This window comes from Caballeronia sp. RCC_10, from assembly GCF_041360715.1.
Taxonomy (GTDB): Bacteria; Pseudomonadota; Gammaproteobacteria; order Burkholderiales; family Burkholderiaceae; genus Caballeronia; species Caballeronia grimmiae.
This window is the reverse complement of the sequence record NZ_JBFUPT010000001.1, coordinates 721,286-738,617: the sequence shown is the minus strand read 5'-3', so window position 1 is coordinate 738,617 and position 17,332 is coordinate 721,286. Positions and strand designations below refer to the sequence as shown.

General features: G+C 64.9%; 15 protein-coding genes and 1 tRNA gene. 7 read left to right on the top strand and 9 right to left on the bottom strand.

The genetic code is table 11. From position 1 onward, the window contains the following. The first annotated feature begins 87 nt into the window (after positions 1-87). Positions 88-1,680, top strand: a complete 1,593-nt coding sequence (locus AB6804_RS03530) for a GDSL-type esterase/lipase family protein (RefSeq protein WP_370885239.1) — start codon at positions 88-90, stop codon at positions 1,678-1,680. On the opposite strand, the gene AB6804_RS03525 is transcribed toward AB6804_RS03530, so the two are convergent. The 5 genes from AB6804_RS03525 to trxB form a co-directional block, all read right to left on the bottom strand. Then, a complete protein-coding gene (locus tag AB6804_RS03525) occupies positions 1,674-1,997 on the bottom strand; it encodes a rhodanese-like domain-containing protein (RefSeq protein WP_370885238.1) in 324 nt (107 codons plus the stop codon). The genes AB6804_RS03530 and AB6804_RS03525 overlap by 7 nt on opposite strands. A gap of 65 nt (positions 1,998-2,062) precedes the next feature. Continuing rightward, positions 2,063-2,716, bottom strand: coding sequence for a protein-L-isoaspartate O-methyltransferase (locus tag AB6804_RS03520; protein ID WP_035960571.1), 654 nt, complete (start codon positions 2,714-2,716; stop codon positions 2,063-2,065). 125 nt (positions 2,717-2,841) lie between these two features. Continuing rightward, positions 2,842-3,462 (bottom strand): trimeric intracellular cation channel family protein, encoded by a 621-nt coding sequence (locus AB6804_RS03515; RefSeq protein ID WP_035960573.1) that lies wholly within the window; start codon positions 3,460-3,462, stop codon positions 2,842-2,844. 11 nt (positions 3,463-3,473) lie between these two features. After that, a complete protein-coding gene (locus AB6804_RS03510) occupies positions 3,474-4,262 on the bottom strand; it encodes a Smr/MutS family protein (RefSeq protein ID WP_370885237.1) in 789 nt (262 codons plus the stop codon). Positions 4,263-4,517: 255 nt separating this feature from the next. Beyond that, positions 4,518-5,525 carry a thioredoxin-disulfide reductase gene (trxB, locus tag AB6804_RS03505; RefSeq protein WP_370885236.1) on the bottom strand — a complete coding sequence of 336 codons (1,008 nt, stop codon included), beginning with the start codon at positions 5,523-5,525 and terminating at the stop codon, positions 4,518-4,520. 359 nt (positions 5,526-5,884) lie between these two features. Between trxB and AB6804_RS03500 the strand changes: the two genes are divergently transcribed. Continuing rightward, positions 5,885-8,209, top strand: coding sequence for a DNA translocase FtsK (locus tag AB6804_RS03500; protein WP_370885235.1), 2,325 nt, complete (start codon positions 5,885-5,887; stop codon positions 8,207-8,209). A 38-nt stretch (positions 8,210-8,247) separates the two neighbouring features. Continuing rightward, complete coding sequence (lolA, locus tag AB6804_RS03495; protein ID WP_035961078.1) at positions 8,248-8,916, top strand: outer membrane lipoprotein chaperone LolA; 669 nt, start codon at positions 8,248-8,250, stop codon at positions 8,914-8,916. 213 nt (positions 8,917-9,129) lie between these two features. On the opposite strand, the gene AB6804_RS03490 is transcribed toward lolA, so the two are convergent. Together AB6804_RS03490 and AB6804_RS03485 are read right to left on the bottom strand one after the other, a co-directional pair. Further along, positions 9,130-9,546, bottom strand: a complete 417-nt coding sequence (locus AB6804_RS03490) for a hypothetical protein (protein ID WP_370885234.1) — start codon at positions 9,544-9,546, stop codon at positions 9,130-9,132. 239 nt (positions 9,547-9,785) lie between these two features. Then, positions 9,786-10,691 carry a LysR family transcriptional regulator gene (locus AB6804_RS03485; protein ID WP_370885233.1) on the bottom strand — a complete coding sequence of 302 codons (906 nt, stop codon included), beginning with the start codon at positions 10,689-10,691 and terminating at the stop codon, positions 9,786-9,788. A gap of 117 nt (positions 10,692-10,808) precedes the next feature. On the opposite strand from AB6804_RS03485, the gene speB reads away from it, so the two are divergent. Then, a complete protein-coding gene (gene speB / locus AB6804_RS03480; RefSeq protein ID WP_370885232.1) occupies positions 10,809-11,819 on the top strand; it encodes an agmatinase in 1,011 nt (336 codons plus the stop codon). A gap of 308 nt (positions 11,820-12,127) precedes the next feature. Here the strand turns inward: speB and cytX are convergent, their stop codons facing one another. After that, positions 12,128-13,432 carry a putative hydroxymethylpyrimidine transporter CytX gene (cytX, locus tag AB6804_RS03475; protein WP_370885231.1) on the bottom strand — a complete coding sequence of 435 codons (1,305 nt, stop codon included), beginning with the start codon at positions 13,430-13,432 and terminating at the stop codon, positions 12,128-12,130. Positions 13,433-13,677: 245 nt separating this feature from the next. On the opposite strand from cytX, the gene AB6804_RS03470 reads away from it, so the two are divergent. The 3 genes from AB6804_RS03470 to AB6804_RS03460 all read left to right on the top strand — a co-directional run bounded on the left by AB6804_RS03470 (position 13,678) and on the right by AB6804_RS03460 (position 16,732). Beyond that, a complete protein-coding gene (locus AB6804_RS03470) occupies positions 13,678-14,994 on the top strand; it encodes a replication-associated recombination protein A (protein ID WP_370885230.1) in 1,317 nt (438 codons plus the stop codon). Positions 14,995-15,233: 239 nt separating this feature from the next. Further along, positions 15,234-16,532, top strand: a complete 1,299-nt coding sequence (gene serS / locus AB6804_RS03465; RefSeq protein WP_370885229.1) for a serine--tRNA ligase — start codon at positions 15,234-15,236, stop codon at positions 16,530-16,532. A gap of 109 nt (positions 16,533-16,641) precedes the next feature. Further along, positions 16,642-16,732 (top strand) — tRNA-Ser (locus AB6804_RS03460). A 104-nt stretch (positions 16,733-16,836) separates the two neighbouring features. Here AB6804_RS03460 and AB6804_RS03455 read toward each other — a convergent pair. Then, on the bottom strand, positions 16,837-17,187 hold the full coding sequence (locus tag AB6804_RS03455; RefSeq protein ID WP_370885228.1) for a hypothetical protein: 351 nt from the start codon (positions 17,185-17,187) through the stop codon (positions 16,837-16,839). Positions 17,188-17,332 lie beyond the last annotated feature (145 nt).

The window sequence follows — 17,332 nt, the reverse complement described above, 5'->3', positions numbered from 1 at the left end:
TGTCCGTTCGTTGCCGCACGGCCCGCGACCGCCGTAGCGTGATCTATTCTCATTCAGCCGCCGGGACAGTCGGCTAAAGGAGACCAAGTGAACAGACCGAACAGGCTTCGAACCGTCGCCGCGCGCGCGCTCGGTGTCTTGCTGTCGTGCGCCGTATCGTCGCCCGCTTTTGCGCAGACAAGCGCGCCGCAATGGACAGGCACATGGTCCGCCGCGCCCGCCGTGACCAGCGATCCCGGCTTCGACAATCAGACGATTCGCCAGATCGTGCACACGAGCATCGGCGGAACGGCGGCGCGTTTGCGGTTCTCCAATCTCTTCGGTACACAGCCGGTGACCATCGGCAATGTGCATCTCGCGCAGCGGGCGAGCGGCGCGCAGACCGTCGCCGCGACCGATCGCGTCGCGACGTTCAACGGGCAGTCTTACGTGACGATTCCAGCGGGCAGCTCCGTGTCGAGCGATACGGTCGCCTTCCCGGTGCCAACGCTTGGCGACATCGCCGTGAGCGTTCACGTGCCGTCGAAGACGCCGCCGAATTCGACCGGACACGTCGCCGGATTGCAGGATGTCTATATCGCGCCCGGCGACGCAAGCGGGGATGCGTCGTTCGCGGGCGGCGTCGCGAATGCGGCGGGCGAGCGATCGTATTACTTCCTGACCAATGTCGATGTGGTCAACGCGGGCGCGACGGGCGCGGTCGTCACGTTCGGCGCATCCATCACGGACGGCCTCTCGTCGGCGCTGAACATGAACGGGCGCTGGCCGAATCGATTGGCCGGGCGGCTCATCGGCGCGGGCATTAACGTGGGCGTGCTGAACCAGGGGATCAGCGGCAACAACTTCTTCTCGGATGGCGCCGCATCGGGCCAGGCGGGCCTCACGCGCTTCGGTCGCGACGTGCTGCAACAGGCCAACGTGAAGTGGGTCATCGTGTCCGACGATGCGGTGAACAACCTAATTGGCGGCGATCCGCCGACCGCCCAGCGGCTCGTTGACGCATTCCGCGAACTGATCGCGCAAGCGCACGCCGCGAACGTGAAGATCATCTGCTCGACGCTCACGCCGTTTCAGGGCGTTTCGCGATGGACGCCCGGCATCGAAAACACGCGGCAAGCGGTGAACGCCTTCTTGCGCGACAAATCCAGCGGATGCGATGGCCTGCTCGACCAGGCGCTCGCACTCGGCGGCGCGGGCATCGGCGCGAGCGCCTTCGCGGCAGCGTTCAATAGCGGCGACAACCTGCATCCGAACGATGCGGGCATGCAAGCCATCGCCGATGCGGCGAATCTCGGCTGGTTCGCCGCCTTGCCCGCCGTGCGCGCCCCGTCGGGCTGCGGCCGGCTTGCGCCGGGCGAAGGGCTATTGGTCGGGCAGACGCTCGCTTCGTGCGACGGACGATTCTCGCTGACGCTAGGCCGCGACGGGTTTCTCGCCATCGTGGTCAACGGCGCGGCGATCTGGTCGTCGAGTGCGGCGGGAGCGCCGGGCGTCGTGATGCGCTTCGCGGAAGACGGCGCGCTGTCGCTCTACAACGCCGGCGGCGCACGCGTGTGGCAGAGCACGAAAACGGATGCAGCCGGCTACGCCTACATGCAGCGCGACGGCAACCTCGTCGTCTATTCGACGGCCGGCAAGCCCGTCTGGGCGACCGGCACGGCGACCGGAGCGGCTCAGTAGGTGGGAACGGACGGATCGACCTGACGCGACCACGCGTCGATGCCGCCGTACAGATTGAAGATGTTCGTGAAGCCGCGCGATTCGAGGAACATGCCGACCTGGGCGCTGCGCGCGCCGTGATGGCAGATGCAGACGATCTGCGCGTCGTCGTCGAGTTCTTCGCTGCGCGCGGGAATGTCGCGCATCGGAATGGACACGATGTTGTCCATCTTCGCCGTCTGAAGCTCCCACGGTTCGCGCACGTCGAGCAGCACGGGAGCGGGGCGGGACGAATCGGCGAGCCACGCGGCGAGTTCGGAAACGGAGAGATTCTGCATGGGAACGTGAGCGGACGATGATGATCCGCAGCGGCGGTGTCCCCGCGCCGCGGACCGGTTGACGTTTAGAACCTGAACGGCGAAGGATGCACCGCGTTCTTCAACGGCGCGACGAGCGTTTCGAACACATCGGACACGCGGAACTGCTTTTCGTCGACACGCGTGATGATTTGCGCCTTCATGACCGGCGCCGTGCCGACGAACGCCGCAATGCGCCCGCCGATGCTGAGTTGTTCCAGAAATTCCTGCGGCATGATCGGCAGACCGCCCGACACGCAGATGACGTCGTACGGTGCGCCTTCGTTCCAGCCGCGCGCGCCGTCGCCTTCGACGACCTGCGCATTCGTCACGCCATTCGCTGCGAGGTTCTGCTTCGCGAATTCAGCCAGTTCCGGCGAGATTTCGACGGTCGTCACGCTGCGGCCGCGATGCGCGAGCAGCGACGCCATGTAGCCCGAGCCCGCGCCGATTTCGAGGACCGTTTCGGTCTTCTTCACCGCCAGTTCCTGCAGGATGCGCGCTTCGATCTTCGGCGCGAGCATGCGTTCGCCGCCCGGCAGCGGAATCTCGAGGTCCGCGAAAGCGATGTTGCGATAGGCGGCGGGAACGAAGTTCTCGCGCTTGACGATCGACAGCAGGTTCAATACGTCCTGGTCCAGCACATCCCACGGACGAATCTGTTGCTCGATCATGTTGAAACGCGCTTGCTCGATGTTCATTTTCTGTGTGCGTGTTGACGACCGGGAACATGCGCCCCGATGCGCGGCGGGAAGCGGCGGAGCGGGGCGGATTGACTTCGCGATTGTAGCAAATCGATGCCTTTGGCCGCCCGCGCCGCGCGGGTCTAATGCGGCAGCCGGATATCGAACTTGAACGTGATGAGCCGCGCGACGAGGATGAACGCCGTCGACATCAGCACGTTATAGATCGGTTCGACGGCGAATTGCTCCAGCCCGATGTAGATCCAGCAGCCCGCGAACGCGCATACCGCGTAGGGGCGGGAATCGCGCAGGATCAGCGGGATCTCGTTGCACAGCACGTCGCGCATGATGCCGCCGAACACGCCGGTCGTGACGCCCATCATCGTCGCGGTGAAGACGGGCATCTGCGCATCGAGGGCGATGGAGGTGCCCGACACGCTGAAGAGGCCGAGCCCGATGGCGTCGGTGACAAGGAGCGCGCGCTGGTCGAAGAGACGCGTCGTGACGCGCAGGAAATACGGCGCGAAGATGGCCATCGCGAAGATCGCGACCACGTATTCCTGATGTTCGACCCAGTAGAAGGGGCGGCGGGACAGCAGCACGTCGCGCACGGTGCCGCCGCCGAACGCGGTGGCGAGCGCGACGAGAAAGGCGCCGACCGCGTCGAGCCGGCGCTTCCTCGCTTCGATGAGGCCGGAGAGCGCATACGCGAAAATCGCGAACGCCTCCATGATGGAAATGGCGAGGGTGAGCCTGGGATGCACGTGCGTTCCGTTCAGCGGGTCTTGTCTTGTGGATGGTTGTGATGCCGCGGCGTGCCGCCCGGTTGCAGCAGCACGAGCACGGCCCCCGCGCCGCCGTCGTGCGGACGCGCCTGACAGAAGGCAATCACTTCGGCCTTCTGCACGAGCCACGCGCGCACCTTGCCCTTCAGCACGGGATGCTTGCCGATCGAGCCGAGCCCTTTGCCATGAATTACGCGCAGGCAGCGCAGCCCGCGTTTCACCGATTCGCGGATGAACTCCGCAAGCGCCTCGCGGGCTTCCTCGCGCCGCATGCCGTGCAGGTCGAGTTGCGCCTGCACGATCCACGCGCCGCGCCGCAGTTTCTTCACGACTTCCTGACTGACGCCCGGCCGGTGATAGGAGAGCGTTTCGTCGATGTCGAGCAGACTTTCGGGATCGTATTCGTCGGAGAGCGCTTCCTGCAGCACCGCTTCTTCGTCGCGCAGGCTTTGCAGCGGCAACGGCGAGGGCGGCACGCGCGGCACGGTCGTGCGCGGCGGTGTCTTCAGCGGCTCGACTTCACCGATCGCGCGGCGAAAATCGTCGGCATCGGCGACTGCCTCGCGCTCGGCCCGCGCTGCCGCGATACGTCGGGCCTGGCGCTGGTCTGCGTCGGCTTTGAGCGCGGTCTTCAGCGACGCGAGACCGGCAAGACCTTCGCGCTTCACCGCCGCCGACACCTCGCGCGGATCGGCCGGCTTCTGCGCGGGCGCGACGGGGCGCGGCGCTTCCCGGCGGCGGGCTTTCGGTTCGTTCGGGTGCGGATGATTTTTGGGCATCGTTCGGCCAGAAGAGTCGGCTGCGGGTCAAAAGCAAGCGGCTGAGGACGGCATCGACGCGGCGCGCCGATTGTGCCACGGGCGCGGCCGCCGTCGCATGCGCGAAGCCGAAACGCGCGCGGCCATCCCGGGAAACAAAAAACGGGCCGTGGCCCGTTTTGTCGTCGAAACGCCGGTGTGGTCGGCGTCGCGAAGCGTCGAATGCAGCGCGCCGAATCCCATTTTAGCGGCCCGGCGCGCTGTATCGCTTGCCGTTCAACGATCCTTTTCGTGGCTCATCGAGTGCGGCGTGGGCGTTTCGTCGATGGCTTCGAGGTAACGCTGCGCATCGAGCGCGGCCATACAGCCGGTGCCGGCGCTCGTGATCGCCTGACGGTAGATGTGATCCTGCACGTCGCCCGCCGCGAACACGCCGGGGATGCTCGTCGCGGTCGCGTTGCCCGCGGTGCCGCCCTTCGTGATGATGTAGCCGTTCTTCATCTCGACCTGGCCGGTGAAGAGGTCGGTGTTCGGCTTGTGGCCGATCGCGACGAACACGCCTTGCAGCGCGATGTCGGTGGTTTCGCCGGTGCCCGTATGCTTCACGCGCAGGCCGGTGACGCCGGATTCATCGCCCAGCACTTCGTCCAGCACGTGATTCCACTTGATGTCGACCACGCCTTCCTGTTCCTTTGCGAGCAGGCGGTCGATGAGAATCGGCTCGGCGCGGAACTTGTCGCGGCGGTGAATCACCGTCACCTTCTTCGCGATGCCCGACAGATACAGCGCTTCTTCGACCGCCGTATTGCCGCCGCCGATTACCGCGACTTCGCCGTTGCGGTAGAAGAAGCCGTCGCACGTGGCGCACGCGGACACACCCTTGCCCATGAACGCCTGTTCCGACGCCTCACCGAGATATTGCGCCGATGCGCCCGTCGAGATGATCAGCGAATCGCAGGTGTACTCGCCCGAATCGCCGATCAGACGGAACGGCCGCTCGTTGAGCTTCGCGGTATGGATGTGGTCGAACACGATCTCGGTGTTGAAGCGGCGCGCGTGTTCCTCCATGCGCTGCATGAGTTCCGGACCTTGCACGCCCGAGGGATCGCCCGGCCAGTTTTCGACGTCGGTCGTGGTCATCAGCTGGCCGCCTTGCGCGAGGCCGGTGACGAGCAGCGGCGACAGGTTCGCGCGCGCCGCATAGACGGCGGCGGAGTAGCCGGCGGGGCCGGAACCGAGAATCAGCACTTTGGCGTGCTTGGGCGCGCTTTGGGATGAAGACATGGCGATGGTCCGTTATTGATGGTCTGCCGGAAGCCGAAGGGATGACGCCAGCGCAGCAAGTTCGACTTCCCGCGCGCGTCGCATTCCGATGACCCGTAGTTGGATGCAAGTCCCCGATTATAAAGGTCCGTGCGAAAGCGTTCCGAGTGAACCTTTCAATCGCATTGATAGGCTTCAGTCGCAGATTCGACGCAGAAACCCCACGCAAGCGGCATGTGAGGAGTGTTACAGGATGCAAGAACGCGGCCGTTTTTGCGCCTTTCCCCGCAATGCAGCGTTTACAATAGGCCACCGTTCGTACGGCCCCATGCGCCATCGGCGCTCATCCACCCAGGGCCGCAAAAAGCGACACCGAATCAATGGCAAAAGCATCCTATTCCGCGAGCCCGCAGGCGTTGCCGCACCGCATGTCGCGGCTCTTCACCGAGATTCGCTGGATTCTCCAGGTCGCGCTCGGACTCTTCCTCGTGATGGCGCTGATTTCCTACAGCCGCAAGGACCCGAGCTGGACCCACGCGGTGAGCGTCGATCGCATCTCGAACTGGGCCGGCCGCGTCGGCGCATACACGTCGGATATTCTGCTCCTCGTGTTCGGGCTGTCGTCGTACTGGCTCGTCGTGCTGCTCGGGCGGCGCATCATCGCGAATTACCGGCGCATCAGCGAGCCGGCGGCGCAGTCATCGAAGAACGATGAAGACGCGCCGCGCGACCGCACCTGGCTTGCCGAAGCGTTCGCGTTCGTGCTCGTGCTGCTCGCCAGCGACGGCATCGAGGCTCTGCGCATGTGGTCGCTGAAGGTGCCGCTGCCGCGCGCGCCGGGCGGCGTGGTCGGCGACCTGATCGCGCGTCATGTGTCGCATGCACTCGGCTTCACCGGCGCCACGCTCTTTCTGCTGATCGCGCTCGCGATCGGGCTGTCGCTCTATTTCCGCTTTTCGTGGCTTTCCGTGTGCGAGAAGGTCGGCGAGGGCATTCTGAACGCGATCACCGGCGCGCAGCTGCGGCGCGAAGCCGGCCGCGACCGCAAGCTCGGCGAGGAGGCCGCGTCGAAGCGCGAAGGCAAGGTCGTGCGTTCGCGCGTGAAGCAGGAGGACCACGAGCCGGTCGTGATCGTGCCGCCGGTCGCGACGCCTGCGCGCTCTGAGCGCGTCGAGAAGGAAAAGCAGGTTCCGCTGTTCGCCAACCTGCCGGGCGATTCCACGTTGCCGGCCATTTCGCTGCTCGATCCGCCGCCGAAGGTGCAGGAAACCATCGCCGCCGATACGCTCGAATACACGTCGCGCCTGATCGAAAAGAAGCTGAAGGACTTCGGCGTCGAGGTGAGCGTGGTCGCGGCGTATCCGGGGCCGGTCGTCACGCGCTATGAGATCGAGCCGGCGACGGGCGTGAAGGGCAGCCAGATCGTCGGTCTGGCGAAGGATCTGGCGCGGTCGCTGTCGCTCGTGTCGATTCGCGTCGTCGAGACGATTCCGGGCAAAAACTTCATGGCGCTCGAATTGCCGAACCAGCGCCGGCAGACCGTCAAGCTCTCCGAGATTCTCGGCTCCGAGGTGTACGCGAACGGCGCTTCGCCGCTCACGATGGGTCTCGGCAAGGACATCGGCGGCAATCCGGTCTGCGCCGACCTCGCGAAGATGCCGCACCTGCTGGTCGCGGGCACAACGGGCTCGGGCAAGTCGGTCGGCATCAACGCGATGATCCTCTCGCTGCTCTACAAGGCGAGCGCGGATCAGGTGCGGCTCATCCTGATCGATCCGAAGATGCTCGAAATGAGCGTCTATGAAGGCATTCCGCATCTGCTGTGTCCGGTCGTCACCGACATGCGGCAGGCGGGTCACGCGCTGAACTGGGCCGTCGCCGAGATGGAGCGCCGCTACAAGCTGATGAGCAAGATGGGCGTGCGCAATCTCGCGAGCTTCAATACGAAGATCGACGAAGCGAAGAAGCGCGACGAGAAGATTCCGAACCCGTTCAGCCTGACGCCCGACGCCCCGGAGCCGCTGACGCGCCTGCCGCACATCGTCGTGGTGATCGACGAACTCGCCGATCTGATGATGGTCGTCGGCAAGAAGGTCGAAGAGCTGATCGCGCGGATTGCGCAGAAGGCGCGGGCGGCGGGCATCCATCTGATTCTGGCGACGCAGCGGCCATCGGTCGATGTCATCACGGGCCTCATCAAGGCGAACGTGCCGACGCGCATGGCGTTTCAGGTGTCGTCGAAGATCGATTCACGCACGATTCTCGATCAGCAGGGCGCGGAGTCGCTGCTCGGCATGGGCGACATGCTCTATCTGCCGCCGGGCTCGGGGCTGCCGGTGCGCGTGCACGGCGCGTTCGTCTCGGATGAGGAAGTGCATCGCGTCGTCGACAAGCTGAAGGAACAGGGCGAGCCGAACTATATCGAAGGCATCCTGGAAGGCGGGCTCGCGGGCGATGGCGACGAAGGCGCGGCCGGCGCGGGAGCGGGCTCGGCCGACGGCGAGGCCGACCCGCTGTATGACCAGGCCGTCGAAGTCGTCATCAAGAACAAGCGCGCTTCCATTTCGCTCGTGCAGCGGCATTTGCGCATCGGCTATAACCGGGCGGCGCGGCTTCTGGAACAGATGGAAAACTCGGGCCTCATTTCGGCGATGTCGTCGAACGGCAACCGGGAGATTCTTACGCCGGCGCGCGAAGCGGAATGAGCGTCGCGCACGGCGGGCAACATTTGGAGAACGAGACTATGAAGCAGCGAACGGGGAAGATTTTTGGCGCGATGCTGTTGTCGGCGTCGATGCTTTTCGCAACGCAGGCATTCGCGAGCGGCACGGAGCAGTTGAAGCAGTTCGTGTCGCAGGTTCACGCTGCGCGCGGCGAATTCACGCAGCAGGAGGTGAGGGCGCCTGGCCGAGCGAACAACGGCGCGTCGGCCACGCCCACGGCATCGAAAGGTGCGAACTCCAGCGGCACGTTCATGTTTGCGCGTCCGGGCAAGTTCATCTGGTCGTATGAGAAGCCGTATTCGCAAGTCCTGCAGGCGGACGGCGACAAGCTCTATGTCTACGACAAGGACCTGAATCAGGTGACCGTGCGCAGCCTCGGCGGCGCGCTCGGCGCAAGCCCGGCCGCGATCCTCTTCGGCAGCAACGATCTCGACAAGAACTTCACGCTGCGCGATGCCGGCGTGAAGGGCGGCATCGACTGGCTGGAACTGACGCCGAAGGCGAAGGACACGCAGTTCGAGACGGTCGGCATCGGCTTCAAGGACGGCAATCTGCAGGCCATGGAACTGCACGACGTATTCGGCAACGTCACGCTGCTGACGTTCCTGAACATCCAGAAGAACCCGCCGATCAAGGGCGATACCTTCAAGTTCAACGTGCCGAAGGGCGCGGATGTGATCAACGGGTGATGAGCCGCGAGAGGCCGCGCGTCGTGACTTCCCGTTGACTCGACTCTGACGCCGTGTCCGCCTGATCTCGCTACCGGCATTCATCGCCGGAAGCCGAATGCATCTGGCTCGCGACGATGCCTTGTCCTTTTTTGAGGGCACGCCGCCGCACAAGCTCGATGCACCTTCCCCCCGCGGCTCCTGAAAGCCGCGCGTCGCTTGCGGCGGCGATGCTCAGTGATAGTTCGTGACGAGCGTCACGGCCCTCGTGGACAACTGCTTTTCCTGCATTGACAGCACGCCGCCCGACGGCCTCACGTGAAATGCGCCTGCGCCGTCTGCCTTTATCGGATGTCCGCTGCCGTCCGTGAAGGTCGCGCCTAGCGCATTCGGTGCGGCCCGGTGGCTATCGATAACCAGCGAAACATCGGCGCTGGGGGAACTGTTCGGCGCGGGCGTGAATATCACCGAGGCCGTCGCTCCGCTTGCGCTTCGCCGCGTGGAGAATCCGTTGTCTTCCGCCGATGTCGTGCGCATCGAAAGTCCGAACGGCGGCGACACCAGCGCCCCTCTGAAGGTAATGGTCCCTCCCTGTATGGTCACTGCGCTCGCGGAAATGGCGAAGCAGGCGGCCGCCCCTGCGATTGCCAAACGTCCAGCCTTCCTTGCATGCAGCGTCGATCTGCCCATCGCGTTCCCCCGGTTCGTTGTCTTGGTCGCCCGGTTCGCGAGATGCTTCTTATCTCGCGAACCGGCACGTCAGACAATAATAAGAACAGTCCGAACAAGATGCCAAGGACATTCGTGCGCGCATCTCAAAATAGACAGGATTCCTGTCTACTTGGCAGCGATACACCGATTTTGGATGCCTGTAGGCTGCAATAAACGTTTCACCTACGATGCGCTGCGCTCATATCGTCGACGAACGCATCGAGAATCTCGCGTCGTTCCCCGCGGTCCCGCCGTGCTCGCGTGACCATCTGAAAGGCGACGCGATAGCGCATCGTCTCTTTGTTCAGCGGGGCGAGCAGGCCATCCTCGACATATGAGGCGGCGAAATGCTCCGGCAGATAACCGAGATGCCGCCCGGACAGTACGAGCATCGCGACCGATTCCATGTTGTCCGCGACGGCGCTGATCGAGCGGGGCATCAGCGCCCCCGCTTCGGGCAACGGATAGCTGCGCCACGCCCAGTCATGCTCGGCGGCTTCGTCGAGCGTCACGCCGCCCGCCCGCGCGAACAGCGGATGCAACCGCGCGCAATACGCAAGCTGGTCCTCCGCGGAAATCTCCGTGTACTCGAGCGACGGCACGCGATGCCAGAAATACCCGATCGCCATCTGAATGCGCCCGGCGAGCAGCATTTCCTCCAGTTCGTTCGGCGACCGGACCAGCACAGAGAAGCGCACTGATTCGTCGCGCTCGCGAAAGCGCGCGATCGCCTCGCTGATGCGCGCGTTCGCGCTGACCGGCGTCGTGCCGATCATGCCGAGCGTGAGCGTGCCGACGAGCGTCCTGCCGACGTTGCGCGCGGTCGAATCGAACGTATCGACGGCGACGAGCAGCGTGCGGCAGGCATCGACGAACTGCTCGCCGCGCGACGTCAACGCGAAACCGCCGCGTCCGCGTTCGCAAAGCCGGTAGCCGAGCCGCGTTTCGAGCGTCGCGAGCTGGGTGCTGATGGTGGACTGCCCGACGTTCAGCGTCGCCTGCGCGGATGAAACGCCGCCTGCATCGACGATGGCGAGAAAGACGCGGATCAGCCGCAAATCCAGATCGGAAAGGTGAGTGAACATGCGGACCGCCGATAGATCGATATTTATCGATGTGAAGTGGATGGCAGTTGTATTTTAACTTGGCGGGAAAGACGGTACTAATGAGGTTTGTCAACCTTTTAGGCGACATTTACTGCCATGAATACATCTTCGCTCTTCGCTCCCGCCGAACACTTCGATTCGCATTTTCAGGATCATCGCGCCGAGCGGCCGCAGCCGCTGTCGGGCAACCAGATGCCGCGCTGCGGCGGGATCACGACGATGATGCGCCTGCCCCACGTGCCCTCCGCCGCCGGACTCGACGTGTGTTTCGTCGGCGTGCCGTTCGATCTCGGCACGTCGAACCGCACCGGCGCGCGCTTCGGGCCGCGTCAGGTGCGCAGCGAATCGGTGCTGCTGCGCCCCTACAACATGGCGACGCGCGCCGCGCCGTTCGATTCGCTGCGTGTCGCGGACATCGGCGACGTCGCGATCAATCCGTACAACCTGCTCGATTCCATCGACCGGATCGAGCGGGCGTATCGCGAGATTCTCGAACACGATTGCAAGCCGATCACGCTCGGCGGCGATCACACCATCGCGTTGCCGATCCTACGCGCGATTCACGCGAAGCACGGCAAGGTCGGCCTGATTCACGTCGACGCCCACGCGGACGTCAACGACACGATGTTCGGCGAGAAGATCGCGCACGGCACGCCGTTTCGCCGCGCGGTGGAAGAGGGTCTGCTCGATTGCGAGCGGGTCGTGCAGATCGGATTGCGCGGAACCGGTTACGAAGCGGGCGATTTCGACTGGTGCCGCGAGCAGGGTTTTCGCGTCGTACAGACGGAGGAATGCTGGAACAAGTCGCTCGCGCCGCTGATGGAGGAAGTGCGCGCGCAGATGGGCGACGGGCCGGTGTACATCACCTTCGATATCGACGGCATCGATCCGGCCTTCGCGCCCGGAACCGGCACGCCGGAGATCGCCGGGCTGACGGTGCCGCAGGCGTTGGAGATCGTGCGCGGCGCGTGGGGGCTGAACATCGTCGGCGCGGACCTGGTGGAGGTCGCGCCGCCGTACGATCCGTTCGGCACGACGGCGCTGCTCGGTGCGAATCTCGCCTTCGAGTTGTTGTGCGTGCTGCCGGGTGTGCAAAGGCGCGTTTGACGAAACCGCTCGCGCGGCGCTACCGATGCATCACGCGCCGAAGCGGGCGCGCTCGGTCTCGCGGGCACGCCGGCCGCGTCGTTCGGCCGAAGCCAGCATTCCGCGCCGATGCCCGGATTGAACTGCTCGAAATGCTTGTCGGGATGGAAGTGATGCGAGCCGATCATCCGCCGCTACGCGGGTGCGCCCGGGAGGCGCATTCTAGAGCCATGCTTACGCGACATCCCGCGTCACTATGCGGGCATCTTTAACGTAGCATCGCGCGCAGCGCCCACGCGGCGCGGCGTGCTCACGAAGCCAACGCGTGCTCACGAAGCCAATGCCGCCCGCCGCGTCGAAACCAGCAGCAGATAGCACGCAGCGCCCAGCGCGAGCGCCGGCAGCGTCGCGCCGAGATTCGGCAGCCATTGATTGATCGCGTGATACGCGGCGATGCCGATCGCCCATGCGACGAACGCGCTCACGTGCCAGCCGCCGGAGTAGCCATAGCGCCCGTCGAGCCGGCCGAGCGCGGCGGCATCGACCCGGCGCTTTCTCACCACGAAGTGATCCGCCAGCACCACCCCGAACAGCGGCGCGAACACCGAGCCGATCAGCAGCAGGAAGTTTTGATACTTGCCCATCGCGACGAAGAGCGCGACCAGCGTGCACAACGCCCCGTAGCCAGCCGACAGCATCGGCACGCTCGCGCGCACCCAGAACGTGCCCGTCGACACGGCGGCCGAGTGGATGTCGGCGAAGGCGTTGTCGATCTCATCGATCAGGATCAGCAGCAGCGCGATGCCACCGCCCGCCTGCGCCAGCGCGACGGTCAGGAGCGCATCGCCGCCGCCCGCCGCGAGGCCATAGACCGCGCCGAGCGCATAGAACCACAGGTTCGCGATGCCATAGCCGAGCAGCGTGCCGCGAAACGTGCCGCGTGCGCTGCGCCCGAAGCGCGTGTAGTCCGCAATGAGCGGCAGCCACGAAAGCGGCATCGCGACGACCAGATCGATGCCCGCGCCGAACGCCATCTCGCCGGTGCCGGGACGCGCCATCAGCGAGGTGAGATCATGCTTCGAAAGCAGGTTCCAGGTCAGCCACCCCGCGCCGCCGAGCAGCAGCCAGATGCCCCACGTGCGCAGAAAGCGCCGCACGAAGGAGAGCGGGCCGCTTATCGCGAGCAGCGTCGCAAGCGCGCCGAACACGAGCGTCCAGACGAGCGGCATCGAGAGATGGAAGGATCGCCGGGCGAGCGCGTCGGCGGAATCGCGCATCACGATGATTTCGAACGAGCCCCAGCCGACCAGTTGCACCGCGTTCAGCACGGCGGGCGCCGACGCGCCGCGCACGCCGAGCGTCGGGCGCAGCGACGACATCGCCGCGAGCCCCGTGTCGGTGCCGATGACGCCGGCGAGCGCGAGCAGCACGACGCCGATCACCGTGCCGATGACGATCGCGACCAGCGCGTGCGGCAGCGACAAGCCCGGCACGAGCAGCGCGCCCGCCTGTGCGACCAAGAGACCGATGCCGAGCGAGAACCAGAGCGCGAAGGCGTCGCTCGTGCCGAAAGCGCGCCGCTCGGCGGGCACCGGCGTGAGCGGCGCGTAGGTGGACGTGTTGTCTTGCTGCATCGGATTGGATCCCCAGATAGTGTCGGTTCGGAGTGACGGCCGCCGCGTTCTCGACCGGCGCGATCATGTGCAGCGTCCGGCTGTCATAATTCCCGGAATCGTTGCCCATTTTGCGCCACGGCTGGCCGCGCGGAAACCTGGCCGAATGGCTAATGCCCCGCGCTCCGTGAGAAGCGCAAGATTATCGCCGCGTTTTTGCTGCGTGCGATCAGCGCACCAACCTGCATCCACTGCGTCCACCGCCCATGTTCGAAGAAAACCGTGGCAACGTTCCGCTCGCGGAGCGCCTGCGTCCCCGCACCATCGACGATGTGATCGGCCAGAAGCATCTGCTCGGGCCAAACAAGCCGCTGCGCGTCGCGTTCGAATCGGGCGAGGCGCATTCGATGATCCTATGGGGCCCGCCCGGCGTCGGCAAGACGACGCTTGCGCGCCTCATGGCGGCTGCGTTCAACGCCGAGTTCATCTCGCTTTCGGCGGTGCTGTCGGGCGTGAAGGATATCCGCGAGGCCGTCGAGACCGCGCAGATTCATCGCGCGAACGGGCGGCAGACGCTCGTGTTCGTCGACGAAGTGCATCGCTTCAACAAGAGCCAGCAGGATGCGTTCTTGCCGCATGTCGAATCGGGCCTGTTCGTGTTCGTCGGCGCGACGACCGAGAATCCTTCGTTCGAGGTGAACAGTGCGTTGTTGTCGCGTGCGGCCGTGTACGTGCTCAAGAGCCTCGACGCCGACGAGCTGACGCAACTGCTCGAACGCGCGACCGCCGAACTCGGCGGCTTGACCTTCACGGACGAGGCGCGCGACGCGCTCATCGGCTCCGCGGACGGCGACGGGCGCAAGCTGCTCAACAACCTCGAGATCGTCGCGCGGGCGGCGGCGCAGCAGAAGACGACGGACGTGGACGGCGCCTTGCTCGGCAGCGCGCTCGCGGAGAATCTGCGGCGTTTCGACAAGGGCGGCGACGCGTTCTACGACCAGATCAGCGCGCTGCATAAGTCGGTGCGCGGCAGCAATCCGGATGCGGCGCTGTACTGGTTCTGCCGCATGCTCGACGGCGGCGCGGACGCGCGATATCTGGCGCGGCGCATCGTGCGCATGGCGTGGGAGGACATCGGGCTTGCCGATCCGCGCGGCGCGCGCATCGCGCTCGATGCCGCCGAAACGTACGAGCGCCTCGGCACGCCCGAGGGCGAACTGGCGCTCGCGCAGGCGCTCATCTATCTCGCGGTCGCGCCGAAATCGAATGCCGGCTACAACGCCTACAACGAGGCGCGGCGGTTCGTCGGCAAGGACCAGTCGCGCGGCGTGCCCGTGCATCTGCGCAACGCGCCGACGAAGCTGATGAAAGAACTGGGCTACGGCCACGAGTACCGCTACGCGCACGACGAGCCCGACGCCTACGCGGCCGGCGAAACGTATCTGCCGGACGGCATGCGCGAGCCGCACTGGTATCAGCCGACGCCGCGCGGACTGGAGGGCAAGATCGGCGAAAAACTTTCACGCCTCGCCGATCTCGACGATGCATGGCGGCGCGAGCATCGGGAAGAAAAGAAGCGCTGATGCGCCGGGTGTTTCGCTCCGGGGCGCCGCGTTTTTCGCGAAGCGGGCGGGCCGCCCCCGGTGATTCGCGCTGACGGTGGACTAGACTTCAGCGGTGATTTCATCAGGCGGCGCTGACTGCGCATAGGCGGTTCGCGCACAGGCCCGGTACCGTTTCCGCGCGAACGTGCGTCAGTCAGTCCCGGCCTGTCCGTACGCTAGAATCGGCGTTTCCGAATACTTAACAAAAGCAGCCCGTCATGCTCGACATTCAACTCCTCCGCAAAGACCTGGACGGCGTCGCGAAGCGCCTCGCCGATCGGGGTTACACACTCGACGTCGCCGCCTTCGCCGCGCTCGAAGCCGAGCGCCGCGAGATTCAGACTCGCACCGAAGAACTTCAGGCGCGCCGCAACAGCCTGTCCAAGCAGATCGGAGCGATGAAAAGCCGCGGCGAGGACACGTCCGCTGTCATGGCGGAAGTAAGCGGCATCGGCGACACGATGAAGGCATCGGCGGCGCAGCTGGATGACGTGCAGAAGCGTCTGTCGGATCTGATGCTGACGGTGCCGAATCTGCCGCACGAAAGCGTGCCGGTCGGCAACGACGAGACGCAGAACGTCGAAGTGCGGCGCTGGGGCGCACCGCGCGCCTTCGATTTCGAAGTGAAGGATCACGTCGATGTCGGCGCGCCGCTCGGCCTCGATTTCGAAACCGGCGCGAAGCTCTCGGGCGCGCGCTTCACGCTGCTGCGCGGGCCGATTGCGCGGCTGCATCGCGCGCTTGCGCAGTTCATGATCGACACGCATACCGAGCAGCACGGTTATACGGAGGCTTATACGCCGTACATCGTCAATCCGGAGATTCTGTACGGCACCGGCCAGTTGCCGAAGTTCGCCGACGACATGTTCCGCGTGGAAAAGGGCGGCGACGACAACACGGTCACGCAGTATCTGATTTCGACGTCGGAGATTTCGCTGACCAATACCGTGCGCGAGAGCATCCTCGAAGCGAGCGCGCTGCCTGTGAAGCTGACCGCGCACTCGCCGTGCTTCCGTTCGGAGGCGGGCTCGTATGGACGCGACACGCGCGGACTGATCCGCCAGCATCAGTTCGACAAGGTCGAGATGGTGCAGGTCGTCGCGCCCGAACATTCGTACGCGGCGCTCGACGAGATGGTCGGCCAGGCGGAAGCCATTCTGCAAAAGCTCGAACTGCCTTACCGCGTCATCACGCTGTGCACGGGCGACATGGGATTCTCTGCGGCGAAGACCTTCGATCTGGAGGTCTGGTTGCCGGCCCAAAACACCTATCGCGAGATTTCGAGCTGTTCGAACACCGAGGCGTTTCAGGCGCGCCGCATGCAGGCGCGCTTTCGCAACGCGCAGGGCAAGCCGGAGTTCGTGCACACGCTCAACGGCTCGGGACTGGCGGTCGGGCGCACGCTCGTTGCGGTACTGGAAAACTTCCAGAACGCGGACGGATCGGTGACGATTCCAGCGGCGCTGCGTCCGTATATGCGCGGTGCGGAACGGATCGAAGCCCGTGCCTCAGCCTGATGTTTATTTGCAAAAAGGTGCTTGAAAACTTCAGCGGCTTCGATATACTTTCATTCTTCGTTGAGCAGCGACCCGTTTAGCGAAGGCCGGCAGCAGTAAGCTGGTAGACGGAAAGGTGGCAGAGTGGTCGAATGTACCTGACTCGAAATCAGGCGTACGGTTTTCCCGTACCGTGGGTTCGAATCCCACCCTTTCCGCCAAAATTCTTGAGCCCCGCAAGTCGACAAGACTTGCGGGGTTTTTCATTTCCGGCGCTGTTTCAGAGAGCTCGCGGACCGTATGGCCCGCGCCCCGGCAGGCAGACTCAGACCACGCACCGCGCCACATCGAAGCGCATCTGCGGCTCCGGCACGCCGCCATCATCGCTCGCCGACTGCTGCACCTTCACGATCGATCCGTACCCCGAAGGGGTCAGCGTCACGAGCCACGCATTCGATCCGACGATAAGCTCCGTCGAACCCTGATCGCGGATCACTTGCGTCGACGGCAGCCTGCGCTGCAGGCAGTCCGATATGTCCGACGCTGCACGCGCCGACGAGACATAGATCATGGGCTTCGCTGCCCGCAGTTCCGGGCCACTGGTCGAGCCGCACGCGGCAAGCGCCCCGGCAGCCGATACGAAAGCGGTAACGAGAAAAAGGCGATGCAAGGTCATAACGCTCCGTGAGAAAACGCGAAGTCGGCGCACGGACGCGACACACACCGAAAACAGCACAAAAGGCCGTGGTCCAGAGCGGCGGCCGCCCGTTGCCGAAAGCGGCAATGCTATCATCGGGCCCATTGTCCTCGTGCGGGGCGCA

Excerpts from the sequence above, each read along its gene's own strand:
- AB6804_RS03525 (WP_370885238.1), bottom strand. The coding sequence starts at position 1,997 with ATGCAGAATCTCTCCGTTTCCGAACTCGCCGCGTGGCTCGCCGATTCG.
- AB6804_RS03520 (WP_035960571.1), bottom strand. The coding sequence starts at position 2,716 with ATGAACATCGAGCAAGCGCGTTTCAACATGATCGAGCAACAGATTCGT.
- AB6804_RS03510 (WP_370885237.1), bottom strand. The coding sequence starts at position 4,262 with ATGCCCAAAAATCATCCGCACCCGAACGAACCGAAAGCCCGCCGCCGG.
- trxB (WP_370885236.1), bottom strand. The coding sequence starts at position 5,525 with ATGTCTTCATCCCAAAGCGCGCCCAAGCACGCCAAAGTGCTGATTCTC.
- AB6804_RS03500 (WP_370885235.1), top strand. The coding sequence starts at position 5,885 with ATGGCAAAAGCATCCTATTCCGCGAGCCCGCAGGCGTTGCCGCACCGC.
- lolA (WP_035961078.1), top strand. The coding sequence starts at position 8,248 with ATGAAGCAGCGAACGGGGAAGATTTTTGGCGCGATGCTGTTGTCGGCG.
- AB6804_RS03485 (WP_370885233.1), bottom strand. The coding sequence starts at position 10,691 with ATGTTCACTCACCTTTCCGATCTGGATTTGCGGCTGATCCGCGTCTTT.
- speB (WP_370885232.1), top strand. The coding sequence starts at position 10,809 with ATGAATACATCTTCGCTCTTCGCTCCCGCCGAACACTTCGATTCGCAT.
- cytX (WP_370885231.1), bottom strand. The coding sequence starts at position 13,432 with ATGCAGCAAGACAACACGTCCACCTACGCGCCGCTCACGCCGGTGCCC.
- AB6804_RS03470 (WP_370885230.1), top strand. The coding sequence starts at position 13,678 with ATGTTCGAAGAAAACCGTGGCAACGTTCCGCTCGCGGAGCGCCTGCGT.
- serS (WP_370885229.1), top strand. The coding sequence starts at position 15,234 with ATGCTCGACATTCAACTCCTCCGCAAAGACCTGGACGGCGTCGCGAAG.
- AB6804_RS03455 (WP_370885228.1), bottom strand. The coding sequence starts at position 17,187 with ATGACCTTGCATCGCCTTTTTCTCGTTACCGCTTTCGTATCGGCTGCC.